16 protein-coding genes and 3 rRNA genes are annotated in these 17,684 nt (G+C 69.4%); 13 read left to right on the forward strand and 6 right to left on the reverse strand.

Annotated elements, in window-relative coordinates; all coding sequences use genetic code 11:
* Positions 1-170: 170 nt before the first annotated feature.
* The 6 genes from ABCQ75_RS07080 (at position 171) to ABCQ75_RS07105 (ending at position 7,875) form a co-directional block, all read left to right on the forward strand.
* Positions 171-1,692: ribosomal RNA gene (locus ABCQ75_RS07080) — 16S ribosomal RNA — on the forward strand.
* 496 nt (positions 1,693-2,188) lie between these two features.
* Positions 2,189-5,333 (forward strand): 23S ribosomal RNA (locus ABCQ75_RS07085).
* A 167-nt stretch (positions 5,334-5,500) separates the two neighbouring features.
* Positions 5,501-5,617, forward strand: a 5S ribosomal RNA gene (gene rrf, locus ABCQ75_RS07090).
* The 16S, 23S and 5S rRNA genes sit together here, the layout of an rRNA operon.
* Before the next feature lie 432 nt (positions 5,618-6,049).
* Positions 6,050-7,216, forward strand: a complete 1,167-nt coding sequence (locus ABCQ75_RS07095; protein ID WP_345884248.1) for a WD40/YVTN/BNR-like repeat-containing protein — start codon at positions 6,050-6,052, stop codon at positions 7,214-7,216.
* A 2-nt stretch (positions 7,217-7,218) separates the two neighbouring features.
* Entirely contained in the window at positions 7,219-7,503 is a 285-nt protein-coding gene (locus ABCQ75_RS07100) for a MoaD/ThiS family protein (protein WP_345884249.1), read from the forward strand.
* A 183-nt stretch (positions 7,504-7,686) separates the two neighbouring features.
* The gene (locus tag ABCQ75_RS07105) at positions 7,687-7,875 is read left to right on the forward strand and encodes a hypothetical protein (RefSeq protein WP_345884250.1); all 189 of its coding nucleotides are present in this window, start codon (positions 7,687-7,689) and stop codon (positions 7,873-7,875) included.
* On the opposite strand, the gene ABCQ75_RS07110 is transcribed toward ABCQ75_RS07105, so the two are convergent.
* Positions 7,872-8,873 (reverse strand): IS481 family transposase, encoded by a 1,002-nt coding sequence (locus ABCQ75_RS07110; RefSeq protein WP_345884251.1) that lies wholly within the window; start codon positions 8,871-8,873, stop codon positions 7,872-7,874. The genes ABCQ75_RS07105 and ABCQ75_RS07110 overlap by 4 nt on opposite strands.
* Before the next feature lie 274 nt (positions 8,874-9,147).
* Between ABCQ75_RS07110 and ABCQ75_RS07115 the strand changes: the two genes are divergently transcribed.
* A complete protein-coding gene (locus tag ABCQ75_RS07115) occupies positions 9,148-9,633 on the forward strand; it encodes a VOC family protein (RefSeq protein WP_345884674.1) in 486 nt (161 codons plus the stop codon).
* Positions 9,634-9,665: 32 nt separating this feature from the next.
* On the opposite strand, the gene ABCQ75_RS07120 is transcribed toward ABCQ75_RS07115, so the two are convergent.
* From ABCQ75_RS07120 to ABCQ75_RS07130, 3 genes are read right to left on the reverse strand one after another with little or no spacing between them, the layout of a single operon-like run.
* On the reverse strand, positions 9,666-10,106 hold the full coding sequence (locus ABCQ75_RS07120; RefSeq protein WP_345884252.1) for a hypothetical protein: 441 nt from the start codon (positions 10,104-10,106) through the stop codon (positions 9,666-9,668).
* Positions 10,099-11,079, reverse strand: a complete 981-nt coding sequence (locus ABCQ75_RS07125) for a hypothetical protein (RefSeq protein WP_345884253.1) — start codon at positions 11,077-11,079, stop codon at positions 10,099-10,101. The genes ABCQ75_RS07120 and ABCQ75_RS07125 overlap by 8 nt, the downstream gene beginning before the upstream one ends.
* Positions 11,076-11,558 (reverse strand): hypothetical protein, encoded by a 483-nt coding sequence (locus ABCQ75_RS07130; protein WP_345884254.1) that lies wholly within the window; start codon positions 11,556-11,558, stop codon positions 11,076-11,078. Before ABCQ75_RS07130 ends, ABCQ75_RS07125 begins: the two co-directional genes overlap by 4 nt.
* A gap of 190 nt (positions 11,559-11,748) precedes the next feature.
* Here ABCQ75_RS07130 and ABCQ75_RS07135 point away from each other — a divergent pair, with 190 nt between their 5' ends.
* Positions 11,749-11,991 carry a hypothetical protein gene (locus tag ABCQ75_RS07135; RefSeq protein WP_345884255.1) on the forward strand — a complete coding sequence of 81 codons (243 nt, stop codon included), beginning with the start codon at positions 11,749-11,751 and terminating at the stop codon, positions 11,989-11,991.
* Here the strand turns inward: ABCQ75_RS07135 and ABCQ75_RS07140 are convergent.
* Positions 11,958-12,641, reverse strand: a complete 684-nt coding sequence (locus ABCQ75_RS07140; protein ID WP_345884256.1) for a hypothetical protein — start codon at positions 12,639-12,641, stop codon at positions 11,958-11,960. The genes ABCQ75_RS07135 and ABCQ75_RS07140 overlap by 34 nt on opposite strands.
* 137 nt (positions 12,642-12,778) lie before the next feature.
* Here ABCQ75_RS07140 and ABCQ75_RS07145 point away from each other — a divergent pair, with 137 nt between their 5' ends.
* The 5 genes from ABCQ75_RS07145 (at position 12,779) to ABCQ75_RS07165 (ending at position 17,442) form a co-directional block, all read left to right on the forward strand.
* The gene (locus ABCQ75_RS07145; RefSeq protein ID WP_345884257.1) at positions 12,779-13,624 is read left to right on the forward strand and encodes a hypothetical protein; all 846 of its coding nucleotides are present in this window, start codon (positions 12,779-12,781) and stop codon (positions 13,622-13,624) included.
* Positions 13,625-13,751: 127 nt separating this feature from the next.
* The gene (locus tag ABCQ75_RS07150) at positions 13,752-15,047 is read left to right on the forward strand and encodes a hypothetical protein (protein WP_345884258.1); all 1,296 of its coding nucleotides are present in this window, start codon (positions 13,752-13,754) and stop codon (positions 15,045-15,047) included.
* Positions 15,044-15,394, forward strand: a complete 351-nt coding sequence (locus ABCQ75_RS07155; protein ID WP_345884259.1) for a hypothetical protein — start codon at positions 15,044-15,046, stop codon at positions 15,392-15,394. The genes ABCQ75_RS07150 and ABCQ75_RS07155 overlap by 4 nt, the downstream gene beginning before the upstream one ends.
* 53 nt (positions 15,395-15,447) lie before the next feature.
* On the forward strand, positions 15,448-16,467 hold the full coding sequence (locus tag ABCQ75_RS07160) for a hypothetical protein (RefSeq protein ID WP_345884260.1): 1,020 nt from the start codon (positions 15,448-15,450) through the stop codon (positions 16,465-16,467).
* Between the two features lie 30 nt (positions 16,468-16,497).
* Positions 16,498-17,442, forward strand: coding sequence for a hypothetical protein (locus tag ABCQ75_RS07165; protein ID WP_345884261.1), 945 nt, complete (start codon positions 16,498-16,500; stop codon positions 17,440-17,442).
* Here ABCQ75_RS07165 and ABCQ75_RS07170 read toward each other — a convergent pair.
* Complete coding sequence (locus ABCQ75_RS07170) at positions 17,415-17,666, reverse strand: carbon storage regulator (RefSeq protein WP_345884262.1); 252 nt, start codon at positions 17,664-17,666, stop codon at positions 17,415-17,417. The genes ABCQ75_RS07165 and ABCQ75_RS07170 overlap by 28 nt on opposite strands.
* Between the last annotated feature and the right edge of the window lie 18 nt (positions 17,667-17,684).

The following is a 17,684-nucleotide window of genomic DNA, read 5'->3' on the forward strand; positions in this document are numbered from 1 at the left end:
TCTGTTGTTTGAGAACTCAATAGTGTGCCAAGTTCGTTGATGCCATTTTTTTGGTTGATACATTGGGCGGCCTGCCCACCCCCGTGGGTGTGGTCGTCTTGTTTTTGCCAGTTTTGGATTTGCTGGCCGGGGTGGGCGTTTTCCCGTCTGTCCGGCTGGTTTCTGTTTTTTTGACGGAGAGTTTGATCCTGGCTCAGGATGAACGCTGGCGGCGTGCTTAACACATGCAAGTCGAACGATGAAGCCCTTTCGGGGGTGGATTAGTGGCGAACGGGTGAGTAACACGTGAGCAACCTGCCCTTGACTCTGGGATAAGCCTGGGAAACTGGGTCTAATACCGGATAGTACTCCTCATCGCATGGTGGGGGGTGGAAAGCCTTGTGCGGTCTTGGATGGGCTCGCGGCCTATCAGCTTGTTGGTGGGGTGATGGCCTACCAAGGCGACGACGGGTAGCCGGCCTGAGAGGGTGACCGGCCACACTGGGACTGAGACACGGCCCAGACTCCTACGGGAGGCAGCAGTGGGGAATATTGCACAATGGGCGGAAGCCTGATGCAGCGACGCCGCGTGGGGGATGACGGCCTTCGGGTTGTAAACCCCTTTCAGTAGGGAAGAAGCGCAAGTGACGGTACCTGCAGAAGAAGCGCCGGCTAACTACGTGCCAGCAGCCGCGGTAATACGTAGGGCGCGAGCGTTATCCGGAATTATTGGGCGTAAAGAGCTCGTAGGCGGCTTGTCGCGTCTGCTGTGAAAGCCCGGGGCTCAACCCCGGGTCTGCAGTGGGTACGGGCAGGCTGGAGTGCAGTAGGGGAGACTGGAATTCCTGGTGTAGCGGTGAAATGCGCAGATATCAGGAGGAACACCGATGGCGAAGGCAGGTCTCTGGGCTGTAACTGACGCTGAGGAGCGAAAGCATGGGGAGCGAACAGGATTAGATACCCTGGTAGTCCATGCCGTAAACGTTGGGCACTAGGTGTGGGGGCCATTCCACGGTTTCTGCGCCGCAGCTAACGCATTAAGTGCCCCGCCTGGGGAGTACGGCCGCAAGGCTAAAACTCAAAGGAATTGACGGGGGCCCGCACAAGCGGCGGAGCATGCGGATTAATTCGATGCAACGCGAAGAACCTTACCAAGGCTTGACATGTGCCGGACCGTCCCAGAGATGGGGCTTCCCTTCGGGGCCGGTTCACAGGTGGTGCATGGTTGTCGTCAGCTCGTGTCGTGAGATGTTGGGTTAAGTCCCGCAACGAGCGCAACCCTCGTTCCATGTTGCCAGCACTTCGGGTGGGGACTCATGGGAGACTGCCGGGGTCAACTCGGAGGAAGGTGGGGACGACGTCAAATCATCATGCCCCTTATGTCTTGGGCTTCACGCATGCTACAATGGCCGGTACAAAGGGTTGCGATACTGTGAGGTGGAGCCAATCCCAGAAAGCCGGTCTCAGTTCGGATTGGGGTCTGCAACTCGACCCCATGAAGTCGGAGTCGCTAGTAATCGCAGATCAGCAACGCTGCGGTGAATACGTTCCCGGGCCTTGTACACACCGCCCGTCAAGTCACGAAAGTCGGTAACACCCGAAGCCGGTGGCCCAACCCCTTGTGGGAGGGAGCCGTCGAAGGTGGGACTGGCGATTGGGACTAAGTCGTAACAAGGTAGCCGTACCGGAAGGTGCGGCTGGATCACCTCCTTTCTAAGGAGCCCCTCGCATCTGGGGTGCCGGCCTGCACAGGCCGGTGCGTCCGGTGCCAGGTGAATGCCCGCTGCGGGAGCGCATGTCTTCCGGTGGGTGCTCATGGGTGGAACGTCAACGGATTCGTGGCCCGTGCCCTGCACGGTGTGCCCTGTGCGCCAGTACGCCCTCCCCGGCCTTGTCGGGGTGGGCTGGAGAGCGCGGGGGTGCCCGGGTGGGGGTGGGGTCCTTGGCACGCTGTTGGGTCCTGGGGCAACAGCCCTGGTGGCTGCCTTCCTGGGCTGCGGTGCGCTGTGCGCGCGCCGTGGTGCGGGTCGAGTGGTTTGTTGTTTGAGAACTGTATAGTGGACGCGAGCATCTAGCAATTTCTTCTGCCGCGTCGCCGTTTGTCCCTGTTCCCGGGCGTGTCCCGGGGCCGGGGCGGGGTGGCGCGGTGTTGTTTTGCCGAATTGAATTTGTAGGGCGCCCCGTGTGGGTGTCCTTGGTTTTCTTCTGTGTTGAAGTTTCCAAGGGCGCACGGTGGATGCCTTGGCATCGGGAGCCGATGAAGGACGTGGGAATCTGCGATAAGCCTGGGGGAGTCGATAACCGGACTGTGATCCCAGGGTGTCCGAATGGGGAAACCCCGCCATGCGCCGAGAGGTGGTGTGGTGACCTGCCGTTGAACGCATAGACGGTGTGGGGGGAACGCGGGGAAGTGAAACATCTCAGTACCCGCAGGAAGAGAAAACAACAGTGATTCCGTCAGTAGTGGCGAGCGAACGCGGATGGGGCCAAACCCGGCGTGCGTGATACCCGGCAGGGGTTGCGCGTCGGGGGTTGTGGGGCTCTGCTTCGGTCATCTGCCGGTGGCCGGGGGTGTGGTGCAGGAGTGTAGGCGAACGGTCTTGAACGGCCGGCCGGAGAGGGTGTGAGTCCCGTAGCCGTAACGCTTGTCTGCCGCCCTTGCGGATGTCCCCAAGTAGCACGGGGCCCGAGGAATCCCGTGCGAATCTGTCAGGACCACCTGATAAGCCTGAATACTACCCGATGACCGATAGCGGACCAGTACCGTGAGGGAAAGGTGAAAAGTACCCCGGGAGGGGAGTGAAACAGTACCTGAAACCGTGCGCCTACAAACCGTCAGAGCCGGCTGCGCCCTTGGGCGCTGTACCGGTGATGGCGTGCCTTTTGAAGAATGAGCCTGCGAGTTAGTGCCATGTCGCGAGGTTAACCCGTGTGGGGGAGCCGTAGCGAAAGCGAGTCTGAACAGGGCGTTCAGTGGCGTGGTCTAGACCCGAAGCGGAGTGATCTACCCATGGCCAGGTTGAAGCGACGGTAAGACGTCGTGGAGGACCGAACCCACTTCAGTTGAAAATGGAGGGGATGAGCTGTGGGTAGGGGTGAAAGGCCAATCAAACTCCGTGATAGCTGGTTCTCCCCGAAATGCATTTAGGTGCAGCGTTGCGTGTTTCTTGCCGGAGGTAGAGCTACTGGATGGCCGATGGGCCCCACAAGGTTACTGACGTCAGCCAAACTCCGAATGCCGGCAAGTGAGAGCGCAGCAGTGAGACTGCGGGGGATAAGCTTCGTAGTCGAGAGGGAAACAGCCCAGACCACCGGCTAAGGCCCCCAAGCGTGTGCTAAGTGGGAAAGGATGTGGAGTTGCCCAGACAACCAGGAGGTTGGCTTAGAAGCAGCCACCCTTGAAAGAGTGCGTAATAGCTCACTGGTCAAGTGATTCCGCGCCGACAATGTAGCGGGGCTCAAGCACACCGCCGAAGCCGTGGCAGTCCCACGTGAACCCTAGCCTTCGTGGTTCAGGGGTGGGGCTGGGTAGGGGAGCGTCGTGCGGGCAGCGAAGCCGCCGGGTGACCGAGTGGTGGAGGCCGCACGAGTGAGAATGCAGGCATGAGTAGCGAAAGACGGGTGGGAAACCCGTCCGCCGGATGATCAAGGGTTCCAGGGTCAAGCTAATCTGCCCTGGGTAAGTCGGGACCTAAGGCGAGGCCGACAGGCGTAGTCGATGGACAACGGGTTGATATTCCCGTACCGGCGAAGGACCGCCCATGCCGGACAGCCGATGCTGACCGCCCAATCCCCCCCACCGCGGGTCCTTCGGGACCTGCACCGGGGGGTGCGCGCGGGACCCAGAGCTGCGAGGCAAGCGTATTAACAGGTGTGACGCAGGAAGGCAGCCCGGCCAGGCGATGGTAGACCTGGTCCAAGGATGTAGGGCGCGCGGCAGGCAAATCCGCCGCGCACGAAGCCTGAGATCTGACGGGACCCCCTCACGGGGGGATCGGGTGATCCTATGCTGCCGAGAAAAGCATCGACGCGAGGTCCCAGCCGCCCGTACCCCAAACCGACACAGGTGATCAGGTAGAGAATACCAAGGCGATCGAGAGAATCACGGTCAAGGAACTCGGCAAAATGCCCCCGTAACTTCGGGAGAAGGGGGACCCCAACCGTGAACCGCACGCGCTGCGGGGAGCGGGTAGGGGTCGCAGAGACCAGGGGGAAGCGACTGTTTACTAAAAACACAGGTCCGTGCGAAGTCGCAAGACGATGTATACGGACTGACTCCTGCCCGGTGCTGGAAGGTTAAGAGGACCCGTCAGCTCTTCGGAGCGAAGCGGAGAATTCAAGCCCCAGTAAACGGCGGTGGTAACTATAACCATCCTAAGGTAGCGAAATTCCTTGTCGGGTAAGTTCCGACCTGCACGAATGGAGTAACGACTTCCCCGCTGTCTCGACCGTGAACTCGGCGAAATTGCACTACGAGTAAAGATGCTCGTTACGCGCAGCAGGACGGAAAGACCCCGAGACCTTCACTATAGTTTGGTATTGGTGTTCGGAGCGGCTTGTGTAGGATAGGTGGGAGACTGTGAAGCCCGGACGCCAGTCCGGGTGGAGTCATCGTTGAAATACCACTCTGGTCGCTTTGGACATCTAACCTCGGCCCGTGATCCGGGTCAGGGACAGTGCCTGATGGGTAGTTTAACTGGGGCGGTTGCCTCCCAAAGGGTAACGGAGGCGCCCAAAGGTCCCCTCAGCCTGGTCGGCAACCAGGTGTCGAGTGCAAGTGCACAAGGGGGCTTGACTGTGAGAGAGGCATCTCGAGCAGGGACGAAAGTCGGGACTAGTGATCCGGCGGCACCTCGTGGAAGGGCCGTCGCTCAACGGATAAAAGGTACCTCGGGGATAACAGGCTGATCTTGCCCAAGAGTCCATATCGACGGCATGGTTTGGCACCTCGATGTCGGCTCGTCGCATCCTGGGGCTGGAGTAGGTCCCAAGGGTTGGGCTGTTCGCCCATTAAAGCGGTACGCGAGCTGGGTTTAGAACGTCGTGAGACAGTTCGGTCCCTATCCGCTGCGCGCGCAGGAAATCTGAGAAGGGCTGTCCTCAGTACGAGAGGACCGGGACGGACGAACCTCTGGTGTGCCAGTTGTACCGCCAGGTGCACGGCTGGTTGGCTACGTTCGGATGGGATAACCGCTGAAAGCATCTAAGCGGGAAGCCCGCTTCAAGATGAGATTTCCATGGACCTCTGGTCCGAGAGGCCCCCAGCAGACCACTGGGTTGATAGGCCGGACGTGGAAGCAAGGACTGAAGACTTGCGAAGCCGACCGGTACTAATAGGCCGACAACCTCAACACACCACCCCCACACCCGGGGGTGCGGAGAGAACACTGCCACGCGTCCACTCTACGGTCCCCAGACAACAAACCCCCCGCCCCCCGGGGGAGCCGCCACAACCGAATACAGTCCGACCACGGACCCACACGCTTCCCACCCCGCCACCGGCGGGGACGGGACACAGGGTTACGGCGGTCATAGCGTGGGGGAAACGCCCGGTCCCATTCCGAACCCGGAAGCTAAGACCCACAGCGCCGATGGTACTGCACCCGAGAGAGTGTGGGAGAGTAGGACACCGCCGGACAACCATTCACGAGGACCCCCACCACACGGTGGGGGTCCTCACCACTTAACCAACCCACCACCCGCAACACGCCCCCGGTGACACGGCCCCGCCACCCGAGGCAGGGCACAGGAAAGCCCCGGAGCGCGAAATTGGGGGGGTACGCGCTCCGGGGCGGCTCCGGGTGCCCGCTGCGACGCCTAGGACGCATCCGCTTGGTGGTAGGGCCCTTGCCGGGACCTATTCCCCTTGCGGTGGGACACACCTGCACAGTACAGCCGGGCCCGCCCCCGCGCCAGTAGCCGGAGCAGTCCGTCGCACTGTGTCGCCCCGCCGGGGTCGCCCTCGCACTGCTTCGTCCCACCGGCGGCTCGCCCCGGTTCCGCCGCCCCACGCCGCGCGAGGCGAGTCGCCTGCCCGAGCCCTTGCCCGGCGTCGTGCGCCAATGCTCGAATGGGCGCCATGGAATCCCCCCAGTACGTCCTGGCCATCGGCACGAAGAAGGGCCTCTGGCTTGCCACAAGCAGGGACCGCACCACGTGGACCCTCGGCGAGCCGCAGTTCCTCATGCAGGAGATCCCCTCGGTGGGCATCGACACCCGCGGGGGGCGGACCCGCCTCCTGGCCGGCGTGCGCTCGGAACACTTCGGACCGACGGTGGTCCACTCCGACGATCTCGGGGCCACGTGGTCGGAGCCCGAGAGCGGCTCGGTGGTCTTCCCCGAGGGCACGGACGCGGCGGTCGAGAGGATCTGGCAGATCCGCCCCGACGCCGAGCACCGTCCCGGAGTCGTCTGGGCAGGCGCCGAGCCCATCTCGGTGTGGAAGTCCACGGACGGCGGGGAATCGTTCGAGCTCAACCGCGCCCTGTGGGGCCACTCGGACCGGGACCAGTGGGGCGCGGGAGCGGGCGGCGCGGCCGTGCACACGATCGTGCCGGACCCCGACGACGACTCCTTGGTCCACGTGGCCATGAGCTCCGGCGGCGTGTACCGCACCACGGACGCCGGCGCGTCCTGGACAGCCCGCAACCACGGCATCTCGGCCTACTTCCTGCCGGACCCGAACCCCGAGGTGGGCCAGTGCGTCCACAAGATCGCCGCGGACACTGACGGGCGCCTCTACGCCCAGAACCACCGTGGCGTGTACCGCAGCGATGACCGCGGGGACACGTGGGTCTCGATCGCGGACGGGCTCCCGGCGGACTTCGGCTTCGTCATGCTCACCCACCCGCGGCGGAGCGGGACGGCGTGGGTCGTCCCGCTCGTCTCCGACTGGGAGCGCGTGGCCCCGGAGGGGCACCTCGCCGTGCATCGCACCGACGACGCGGGAGCCACGTGGCGCATCCTCGACGCCGGCCTCCCGGCCCGCGACTACAACACGGTGCTCCGCGATGCGGCCTCGGTGGACACGGCCGATCCCGTGGGCGTGTACTTCGGCACGCGGGGCGGCTCCGTCTACGCGAGCGCGGACGAGGGCGAGACCTTCCACGAGGTCGCCGCCCGCCTCCCCGATGTGCTGTGCGTGCGCGCGGCGGTGGTCGCAGGCGGGCGCGGAGCGGCGCAGGACGGGGCGGGCGCTGGCGCGCAGGGGGCGCACGACGCCGGTCCGGTGGCCTAGGCGTGGCCGTCACCGTCGTGGTCCCCTCGGTCCTCGCTGCAGCCGCGGGCGGACGGAGCTCACTCGAGGTTCCCGCCGCCGAGGCGAGGACCGTGGGGGAGGCGCTGGACGCCGTCGGGCGCGAGTACCCGATCCTGGGCCGCCGGCTCCGGAACGAGCGGGGGACCCTGCGCCGGCACGTCAACGCCTACGTGGGGGGCGAGGATGTGCGCCGCCTGGAGGGGCTCGCGACCCCGGTGCGGGACGGACAGGAGGTCCTCGTCGTGCAGTCGATCGCGGGCGGGTGACCGCGGATACTACAGTCCGGCGTCTTGACCGAGATGTCATGCATAAAAACCCGCGTCATGAATGTCATATTTGCAGCCCGCTCCGGCTGTACCCCCGGGTAGTGGTGTGAGTCACTGCCGCCTCGGGCTAGCGTGGTGACCCAGGGGTTCAGTCCATCCATCGAGGGGCAAGGGGGTTGCATCATGTTCGAAGTCCACAGCGACCCGGGGGTGCCGGAGCATTACCGCATCAGGTTCACGTGCTCGGAGGGCACTGTCCTGGCCGAGCTGGGGCCGTTCCCGACCATCGAGGCGGTCAAGGCGGCCATCTCGCGGATCCGGGAGATGGCCGCGCAGGCGCACGTCGTGGACCTGACCGCGCGCGTCGCCTAGATGTATGAGGCCATGACGTTGGTGACGGCGGTTCGGGCCTTGGCGGCTGGTGGCCGGTTTCCGACGGCAGTATGCGGTCGATGGTAGTTGTAGTGGACGTTCCAGACTGACAGGGCTTCGGCGCGCTGGTGTTCTGAGATCCATTCGCGGGCGTAGAGGAACTCCTCGGCCAGGATCCGGTTGTAGCGCTCGACCTTGCCGTTGTGCCTGGGCGTGTAGGGGGTGATGCGCTGGTGGCGGGCGCCTTGGAGGACGTGGGCGAAGTCGTGGGCGCGGTAGCAGGAGCCGTTGTCGGTGACGATGCGGTGGATCCAGGTGATCCCGTGCGCGGCGAACCATGCTTTGGCTCGGGTGATGAAGCCGATCGCGGTGGTGGCCTTCTCGTCGGGCAGTTCCTCGGTGTAGGCGATGCGGGTGTGCCCGTCGACGGCGGAGTGGAGGTACACGTACCCGCCCTTGGCGCCCCGGGTCTTGGCCCGGTCGGCAGCCTTGGCCTGGGCGCTGCCGCGGCCGTGGACGCGGTGCCCGCCCCCGTCGGGGATGCGGCCGACCTTCTTCACGTCCACGTGGACCATGTGCCCGGGCCACCGGGCGTGGATCTTGCGTGGTTCCCGGTTCGATTCCCCGTTCGGGTCGATGAATCGGCGCCGGTTCAGGCCCAGGGCATCCAGGTGCCGGGTCACACTGCGGGTGCTGATGCGGGTGCCCTCGGTGCCGAGCTCGTGGGCGATCCGGGACGCGGACCACTTCCTGCCCCGGCGCATGGCCTCGATCCGGGCGATCACCTCGGCAGGAGTGGCGGTGGGCTGGCGTTTCGGCGCGGACGGACTGTCCCGGAGGCCGACCTCGCCATGCCGGCGGTAGCGGTTGACCCACTTCGAAGCGCAGGCGCGGGAGATGCCCATCTCCGCGGCGACATGGGCGATCGGGCGGTTCTCGCAGCGCTGGACGAGGCGCCGGCGCCCCTCGATGGACAGCGGGGCGTTACCGTGGGTCATAGACGGGTCTTCCTTCGGTCAGGCGAGTTTTTTGGCGATTACTCATCCTGCCGTGGAAGACCCTTCCTCCATCACGCTGGCACGCGTGCGGGCGTCAACAACCTCATGACCCGCAACACCTAGACAGCTCGACCAAGGGGGCGCGAAGGCGCGTCGCAGAGGGAGTCCGTCCGGAGGTGGGCGGGGCCCTTCCCGCGCAGCGCCGCCGGCCGTAGGCTTCCCCGTGTCAGTGCTCGACACGGCCCCGAAGGGCCGCCACGACGAAGGAGTCGGTGTGCCCGCCATCCTCAATCCGTACCTGAGCTTCCGGGACAACGCCCGCGAGGCGATGAACTTCTACCAGTCAGTGTTCGGGGGCGAGCTGACCATCAGCACGTTCGGCGAGTTCCAGCCCGAGGAGACCGGCGCGGACCTCAGCGGCGAGCACGGCCAGCTGGACCCGGACAAGGTCATGCACGCGATGCTCGTGGCGGGCAGCGGTCTGGTGCTCATGGGCGCGGACACCCCGCCGGGCATGCCCTACACGCAGGGCAGCAGCATCTCCGTCTCGCTCTCCGGCGACGACGAGTCCGAGCTGCGCGCCTACTGGGACCGGCTCGCCGACGGGGCCGCCGTGGCCGTGCCGCTCGAGAAGGCCCCGTGGGGTGACACGTTCGGCATGCTCACCGACCGCTTCGGCACGGCCTGGCTCGTCAACATCACCGGCAGTGCAGAAGGCGACGGCGGTGCGGGCGACGGCGGGGAGGCGCCGGGGGCGTAGGCCGGCAGCCGCGCGCGGGCTGGCCGGGCTGGTCAGTCCTCCCCGCGGGACTGGCGGTCAAGGGTCTGGTCGATGATGTCCCGGATCTCGAGGAGCGTCTCGGGCGAGAGGCCGCTCGTGAGGGTGCGCGCGGCGAAGCTCTTGGCCTCCGCCTCGCGCAGGGCGCGCAGGAGTTCGAGCTGCGCCGAGACGCGGACCGGCATCTCGGCGTCAGCCTCGGTGAGGAAACCTACGGGCACCCCGAAGAAGTCGGCGAGGGCCTCGAGCAGCTTCGCGTCCGTGGTCATGGGGCCCGTGCCGGCGCGCATGTAGTGCCAGCGCTGCCGGGAGATGTGGACGCCGCGGGCCTCCATGGCCTCCTTGATCTGCGGGAACGTGTACCGGCTGCCGCCCTCGGCCTCGACCACGTCGAGAAGGGTCGTGAGCCGTTCGGCGAGGAGCACCTCGGGCCGATGGGAGGGATGCTCAGGCATAGAGGGCCCCTTCTGTCTTGCGGATGAGCTCGGCGTCCCGGGGACGGAGGAGCTGGCTTTCGGCGACGAGGTTGCTGTCGAGGATCTCCACGAGCGCGCGGTGGAGGCGCGCCCTGGGGTTGGGGCTCATGGCGCCCCGGAGCGGGGCCACGCGGTCGATCACGACCCTCGTGTCCGCCGTCCGGCACCACAGCCGGTGCAGGCGGACCAGGCGGTACCGCTCGTAGACCTGCCACTGGGCCACGCGGCCGGAGAGGGAGGGGAGCATGAGGCCGACGGAGAGGAGGACGGCGACCGCGGCCTTGAGGGCGTCGAAGGCCGCCTCGAGCGCGGGCCCGTGCTCGAGGCCGATGAACGTCAGGACGGCCACCTGCCGCAGGAGCTTCGCCGTGAGGGCCACGACGGCGAGCCCGCAGCCTGCGGCCACTGCCGTGAAGCCGACCCTGAACAGGCCCGAGGCCATGTCCGGCAGGTACCTGACGCACACCGCGCACACCTCGGCCGCCACCGCCATGAGGAAGACGCACATGGTGGCCATGAAGACGAACACGCCCACATCGCTCACCGCGCCGGCGTCGAGCGGGAGCTTCGACGCGCCGGGAGCGGGCGTGAGGGATCCGGCGAGGGCCGCGCACACGAAGGAGACGCAGAAGACGGTCACAGAGGCAGTCGTCTGGAGGAGCCCACGGTGGAGGATCTGGTCCTGCTCTTCCTCTGCCACCACTGCCCTGACGATCGCGGACCGGAAGAGCCCGAAGCCCACCATGATGACTGCGCCGCTGAGGAGCGTGGCGAGGCCGGGCATTCCCGTGCCCCGTTCGATCGCCGCAGCCACCGTGGGGTGGTTGGCCGTCGCGGCGAGGGCCGAAGGGAGCGCGACCATGAAGACGGCATCGTGGCGGCGCCGCAGCGCGGCGCGCAGCCGGGACGCCGCGAGCAGCCAGGGGGCGAGGACGGCGATCGTCGCGATCATCCGAACACGCCCCGGAAGTTGAGCGGCTCGTCCCGGCTGGCCCTGCGGGTGCGGGCGATCGCCGCGGCGAAGAGGTCTGCGAGGGCCTCCGCGGCGACCTCCTCATGCGAGTGGTCCTGGCAGCGCGCGAGGCACCGGGCCACTACCTCCGGGTCGAGCTCGGGCAGGAGCGCGGCGAACTGGGTCCCGTCCTCGCGCAGGCCGTGGTCGAGGACCATGTGGGCGAATTCGTGCAGGATGATCTGCTGGCGGTGGAGCTCGGATGCCGTCTCGGCGTGGAGGATGAGGTCCGTCCGCGGGAGGGAGAGCCATAGGCCCGAGACGCGGTCCTGGCCCAGATGCCTGACGGGCCGGATGACGATCCTCTTGCCGCGGTCCTCCTCGAGGAGCTCCCGGAGGGACTCGAAGGTCACGGAGTCTGGTACCTCGAGGTCGCGGAACGCCGCGACGGCCTGGCCGCGCAGGTCGTCTATGTCCATGACACGCTTCCTTGGTCTCTGTCCGGAGAATCTGGCTCAACCCTACCAGCAGTTGGACATGTACAAATCGCGCCAGCACAAGGATCGCGGCGCGCCGCAGCCAAACGTTGGACATGTACAACGTCTCATGTTTCACTGCTCCAAGAACGCAGCCGGCGCACCGCCGGCGCTCTCTCGGAAAGGGGAGACCATGGCGATCCGATCCTCCGCGGCCACGACCCTCGTCTGCGACGGCCGGGGCCACGGCTGCCCTGCGTCCCGGGAGCTCTCGCTCCCGCTGCCGGCGCATGCGGCCTGCAGGCGGGCGGTGGGGCTCGGCTGGCGCGTTTCCGAGGAGGTCCAGTGCCCGGACTGCCGGGCACCGCGGGGACGCATCGGCCTGGGATCCCCCGCGCTCGGTCAGACCGCCGCCGGGCCCGCCATCATCCTGTAGGACCCGGGCTCCACGCTGTTGTTGGCCACATGCCGGGCGATCCGCCCGTCATCGAGCGACTCGCCCGCGACCACGCGCCGAGCCCGGTCCACCCACAGCTGCCCGTCGATGAGCACGAAAGGGTCCTCGTGGCCGAAGAACTCGCGCCGGCGGTGGACGGCGAACCGCACCGCGGCGGCGGTGATGCGGAAGAAATCGTCCGCCTCGACGGGCCCGAGGCCCTCCCGGCCCGCCAGATGCGCCTTCAGGAACTCCGCCGCGCGCGCCCGGCCTGTTCCGGCCGTGGCGAGCAGCTCGGCGGCGAGGGGTTCGAGCGGCTTGCGGACCGCGGCGAGCCCGAGGTCCGCGCGCACGTCTCCCTGGGCCGGCTGGACGAGGTCCGCGAACGATTCCGCGTTCCCGAACGGCTTCCCGTTCGGCAGCAGCACGCGGCCGTCCCGGACCGTGAGGGAGCGCCACGGGTCCTCGGGGTCGAGGGTCGCGACGAGGTCCGAGATGAAGCCGGCGGCGTAGGCCGCCCACCAGTGCGGGGCGGCGCCCACGAGGGCGGCCACGTGGTGGTCGATCTCGGCCCGGTCCTCGGTGTCCACGAGCGGGTCGACGAGGCAGACCGCCCACCGCGAGACCCAGGCGGAGTCAATGGTGCTCATGCGGCTGCTCTCCGGGGCTCTGTGCTGTGGTGGGGGTATGGCACCCATAGTGCACGAGACGGCAGGGCTCCCGCCAGCGGCACCCGTACCAGCGGGCCGCGCATAGACACCGTCCTCCCGGCGCGGCTGGGCGCACCATGACGGCACTCGTCGGGGCCGCAGCGCCCGTCCCCACGCTCGAGGAGGTCGCCGACGCGCGGGGCGCCGGACGGCGCGAGCTGGTCGAGGCATTCCTGCGCGGGCGCTGGACCCAGTTCGGGCAGATTGCCCGCTGGCTGTGCCGCAACTTCGGCGTGGACCCGGCCGTCTACGCCGAGGACTTCCACTCGATGGTCTCGATAGAGGCCTACGCGATGCTCATCGAGCAGCTGGATCCGGAGGACGCTCGCGAGCGGGTCGTGAGCTTCGACGGGCTCCTGCGCGTGCGCGCCCGCGCCGCGGTCCGCTCGTGGCTCGACACCGAGGCCGCGCCCGCCTCCCACATGTCCACGGCCCTGCGCCGGCGGCGCATGCTGGGTGCAGTGCGGGACGAGCTCCGCGCGGCCCGCAACGAGGAGCCCGCGGACAGCGAGGTGGTCCGCGAGCACAACCGCAGGATGGCAGAGACCCGCTCGGACCCCGCCCGCCAGGGCGTCCTCGCCACGGTCGCGGACCTCGCCGTCACACGCCGCACCGAGGAGCTCCCCGAGCGCGAGCCCCCCTGCCCCGAACCGGACTGGACGCTCCACCCGGCGGAGGGGCCCGCCATCGTGCGCCGCATCATTGCCCGTGCCCACGAGCACGGTCCCGCGCTGGGCCACACGGCCGAGCTCTGGCTCAGCCCCCTCTACAGCAGCACCGGCCCGGGCGAGCCGCTCGAGGTGCCCGTGATCGCGGCCGCCCTCGGCCTGTCCCGCACTGCGGCCCGCGCACGCCTCGCCCGGCTCCGCACCCTGGCCGCCGAGGTGGCCGCGCACGAGTTCGGCATCACCGGAACGCGCTGAAAGCGAGCAGGCCGGCACGCCGGCATTCCGGAAGACCGGCATTCCGGCACACCGGCATTCCGGCGCAAGCGGTCCCGCCCGAGGCGGGGTGTGGAGGGATCGCGCCCGGGCCGCACACCTACAGGGTGTGCGAACACCACAGGACACGGACAGCGCATGCCGCGCCGCCGCGGAGGCGTGGGCAGCGGGAGGGTGCAGCGAGGACGAGGCGCGGGCCGTCGTCGTGGGCCGCCTCGTGCGCGCTCGGATCGCCGCGGCAGTGGCGCGCGAGGCCGTCGTGGCGGACGTGCAGTTCCGCGAGGACCTCGCGGACGAGCTCGAGCGGCTCCTCGTGGGCAAGGTGCTCGGCGGGGGCGAGGGCGGCTACGACCTCGAGCGTGCGCGGACGGCCTCGGCGACCGGCTGGGCGCGGCAGTTCCTGCGGGCAGCCCGCCGCAGCGCGGCCCGGAACGTGCACGCGAGGGGGCTCGCCAAGGCGATCCCCGTGGACCCGACGCAGGCCGGCCCCGAGGAGGGCGGCGCGCCCGGCGTGGCGCGCGCCTGCTTCCACCGCGCGGCTGCCCCCGAGACCGGCTGGGCCGCGGACGCTGTGCCCATGGACGAGGCGCTCGACTGGTTCACCGCCCGCTCGCGGCACCTGCGGGACGCCTCCCGCCTCGCAGCGCAGGCGGCGGGCCTCCGGCACGCGTACGGCCTCCCCGAGCCCGTGCGGCCCCGGCCCGGTGAACGGCGCCGGCTCGCGGCGCTCGTCGCGGACGCGCCCCAGCTGGCGCGGGACTCGGCGGAGGCGATGCACGCGATCGTGGCGGGGGAGCACACTGCCGGGCAGCGGCCGACGGCGGCGCGGGCGTGCGACGACGGCCTCCTGGCCCTGTGGGACAGCTTCAGCAGGGCGGACATGGAGGCGCTCCTGGAGGCGCCCGGGCTCGTGGGGCTCACCCTCGTCCGGGCCGCGGTCGCGGACCGTCCCAAGCCGGACCGGAGCACGACGGCGTCCTTCCGCGCCGCCGTGCGCGCCGAGGGAACCGGGCGCGGATGGACCCGCGCGGCCGACGCACTCTCGGCCGTGTTCCTGGCCCTCGAGTTCGAATCCTCGTCGGCGTTCGACACGACCTCCGAGCACTACCGGCGCGACCGTGCCGAGGAGCGCGCGGACCTGTGCGCCAAGGCCCCTGCCGCATTCGATACCGTGCTCGCCCACCCCGGCCAGCGTCTCGGCCGCACGCACGAGGAGGTCTACGACCGCCTTGCCGAGCTCGCCGCCGAGGTGGCGGGCCCCTGTGTGGCACCGGCGGGGATCCCTGCTGCCGCCAGATGGACCGGTGCAGCCGGGACTCGTTCAGCCGGGACCGGTTCAGCCCGGACCCGTGCGGCCGGGGCCCGTGCGGCCGGGGCCCACGCGTCGATGGCGGGGGTGGCGTGATGCGCACGCGCGGGACGCCGGCCCCGGATCCCGCCTCGGGCGAGCCCGTCATCTCCGCCGCCCTGCGCGCCTGGGCGGAGAGCCCCGAGGCGCCGCTCACGGTCGTGGCCGGCCGGCCGATCGCGTCTCCGCGGGGCGGTGCCCCCGGGCAGGTCCCGGACGACGCGGCGACGGCGGCCGCCGTGGATGCCCTGTTCGGCCCCGGCACGGCGGCCTCGCTGCTCGCGGCCGGCGGACGAGTCGCGACCCGGCTGCGGCACCGGTCCGCGGGGCTCGGGGTGACGGCAGGGGAGGCGCACGGGGTGCTCTGGCTCCGCTTCACGCCCATCGCGCCGCCCGCGGACTGAGATTCCCGCCGCTGCCGTAGTGCGCGCGCGGAATCCCCGCACACAGGGAGGGCATGAGCACTTCAGCGCACGCTGGCCGGGCCGACGCCGGCCAGTCCCGCCTCGGCCAGTCCAGCCCAGACGGCCAGTCCCGCCTCGGCCAGTCCCGCCTCGCGGGCGTGGACGCCCCGTCCATGCTGCGCATGGCCCGCGAGTCCGCCTCGTACTGGGAGCGGCGGCACGGCCTCGCCCGGCGCACGGCTGCGGTCGACGCCGATGACCTCGCCCAGGAGGCGCTCGTCCAGGTCCTCACCCGGCTCGAGGGCGGAGGGCATGCAGACGACCTCCGCCAGCTCATCAACGCGGTGGCCGCGAACATCGCCGTGCGCGCGGCGGACCCGGTGTTCCGCGCAGAGGACCGGCGCGCCCGCCGCGAGCTCGCGCGCAAGGTCGAGGCCTTCGGGGCGAGCCACCTGCGCAGCCCCTCGCCGAGGGAGCTCGAGGCGCTCGCGAGGGAGGTCGACGCCGAATGGCACGACCCGCGGCACCGCCCCTCCCGCGGATGGGAGGTCCCCCCGCGCCCGCTGCTCTCGCTCGACGCCCCCGTGGAGGGGGCCGACGGCACGGCCCTCGGCACCCTCGTGCCCTCGGCCGTCCCCGGCGGCGGCGAGGGGCACCTGCGGCGCGGTGCGGACGGGGGCCCGGGAGGCGCCGTCGAGCGCTTCCTCGAGGCGGACGAGGCCCCGGGGGCGGCGATGCGCGCGCAGGCCCGCCGCCTCGCGTGGAACGGGCTCGCGGCGCTCGAGGGCGTTCCCGAGGCGGTGGAGGGGCTCCTCTCCCAGCGGCAGGTGACGAAGAGCCGGGCCATCGTGGCCGCGTGCGGCGTGCTCGCTGCGTGCGAGGACTGGCGCCGGGACCTCGACACGGACGCGAGGGCGGCGCTGTTCGCCCCCTTCGGCCCGCTCGGGTTCGCGGACGAGGAACGCGTGGTGGAGTGGCTGGACCGCTTCTCCGAGGACCGGGCGTTCGCACTCTGGGACTCGGCGCTCGGGTACGCGAACCGGCGGCTCTCCCTTCCGCGGAATGCCGCCTGAACACGGGCTGGCTCCGGGCGCAGGATTGGTGTGGACACCCGCGCGGCGGCGCGGATAGAGTTCGAGCAGTCAGTCTTCCAGCGGTCCGACGCGCCACCCGCACCCGGCCGTCCCGCTGTCCTCGCGAGGCAGGTAGAGATCAACAAGGCGTCCCAGTTCTTCGGCGTCATGGCGGCAACGGCCGCCCTGACGTTCTGCGGTGTCTCCGCCCTCCAGGCCAGTGTCAACGGGCGCCTGCATGCCTTCGGCCAGGAGGCCGAGGTGAAGCGGGCGCTCGCCGCCTCCGGGCCGCGCGCGCTCGCCGTTCCGACAGGTCTGGAACCCGCCATCACGCTCGTGGCCGGGAGTGGAGCCGGAGCAGATGCCGAGCCCGCCGGAGTCGTGCTGGCAACGGATGTCCCCTACGGGTCCTCCGTCCCCTCAACAGTTGACTCCCCGCGGTCTTCCCGTGCGCGGGACCTGGCCGGCGGCGCAGCGGCTGGCAGTGCTCGGGGCGACCGTGCCGCTGCTGGCGGCCCACAGTCCAGTGGTGCCGCGGCTGGTGGCGGAGCAGCCAGTGCCGCTGAGGGTGCCGCCCCGGCCGACGCCGACGCGGTCGCAGTCGCCGCAGCGTTCGAGCGTGTCCCGCGGATCAGCCTCCGTCCCGGGATCGGCAGGGGCTCCGAGCAGGGCCACGGCGGCCAGGGGCACGGCTACGGCCCCAGCCCCGTCGTGCCGGCCGCGCCGGGCCGTCCCGCGGGCGGTGTCCCCGGGGAGGGCGGGACCGCGCCGGCCGGGAGCGTGCAGGCCGGCGGCCACCACGGTGCGGGCTCGGCCGGGAGCGCCCCGCTCGCCGAGGGCTCCCTCAAGGGCGGTGCCCCCGCCGGGACCGCGACGGGCAGCGGCTCGCAGAAGGGCCTGGGCAGCAGCACCCCGGGTGGCGGCCTCCAGGGCGGCCCGGCCGCCGGTCAGTCCCCCAAGGGCTCGGCGGGCTGAGCCTGCTGCTGCTCGGCGAGCAGCATGACCGCGTCGCGGAGCAGCGCCTCGTCGTGGCCAGCGGCCGCGGCCATGGCCTCCACGACCTCGCCCCGGCGGATCTGCACGGACTGCGGCGCCTCGATCCCGATGCGCACCGAGTCCCCGGACACCCGCTGGACGGTGAGCACAATGCCGTCCCCGAGGTGGATCGACTGGCCGGACTTGCGGGTCAGCACGAGCACGGGAGCTCCTTTCGTGGA

This window comes from Sinomonas halotolerans, assembly GCF_039615075.1.
Taxonomy (GTDB): Bacteria; Actinomycetota; Actinomycetes; order Actinomycetales; family Micrococcaceae; genus Sinomonas; species Sinomonas halotolerans.

Bases quoted from the DNA above. Each gene is read 5' to 3' on its own strand.
- ABCQ75_RS07105 (WP_345884250.1), top strand. From the start codon at position 7,687: ATGTTCGAAGTCCACAGCGACCCGGGGGTGCCGGAGCATTACCGCATC.
- ABCQ75_RS07120 (WP_345884252.1), bottom strand. From the start codon at position 10,106: ATGCCTGAGCATCCCTCCCATCGGCCCGAGGTGCTCCTCGCCGAACGG.
- ABCQ75_RS07140 (WP_345884256.1), bottom strand. From the start codon at position 12,641: ATGAGCACCATTGACTCCGCCTGGGTCTCGCGGTGGGCGGTCTGCCTC.
- ABCQ75_RS07125 (WP_345884253.1), bottom strand. From the start codon at position 11,079: ATGATCGCGACGATCGCCGTCCTCGCCCCCTGGCTGCTCGCGGCGTCC.
- ABCQ75_RS07145 (WP_345884257.1), top strand. From the start codon at position 12,779: ATGACGGCACTCGTCGGGGCCGCAGCGCCCGTCCCCACGCTCGAGGAG.
- ABCQ75_RS07095 (WP_345884248.1), top strand. From the start codon at position 6,050: ATGGGCGCCATGGAATCCCCCCAGTACGTCCTGGCCATCGGCACGAAG.
- ABCQ75_RS07130 (WP_345884254.1), bottom strand. From the start codon at position 11,558: ATGGACATAGACGACCTGCGCGGCCAGGCCGTCGCGGCGTTCCGCGAC.
- ABCQ75_RS07135 (WP_345884255.1), top strand. From the start codon at position 11,749: ATGGCGATCCGATCCTCCGCGGCCACGACCCTCGTCTGCGACGGCCGG.
- ABCQ75_RS07160 (WP_345884260.1), top strand. From the start codon at position 15,448: ATGAGCACTTCAGCGCACGCTGGCCGGGCCGACGCCGGCCAGTCCCGC.
- ABCQ75_RS07110 (WP_345884251.1), bottom strand. From the start codon at position 8,873: ATGACCCACGGTAACGCCCCGCTGTCCATCGAGGGGCGCCGGCGCCTC.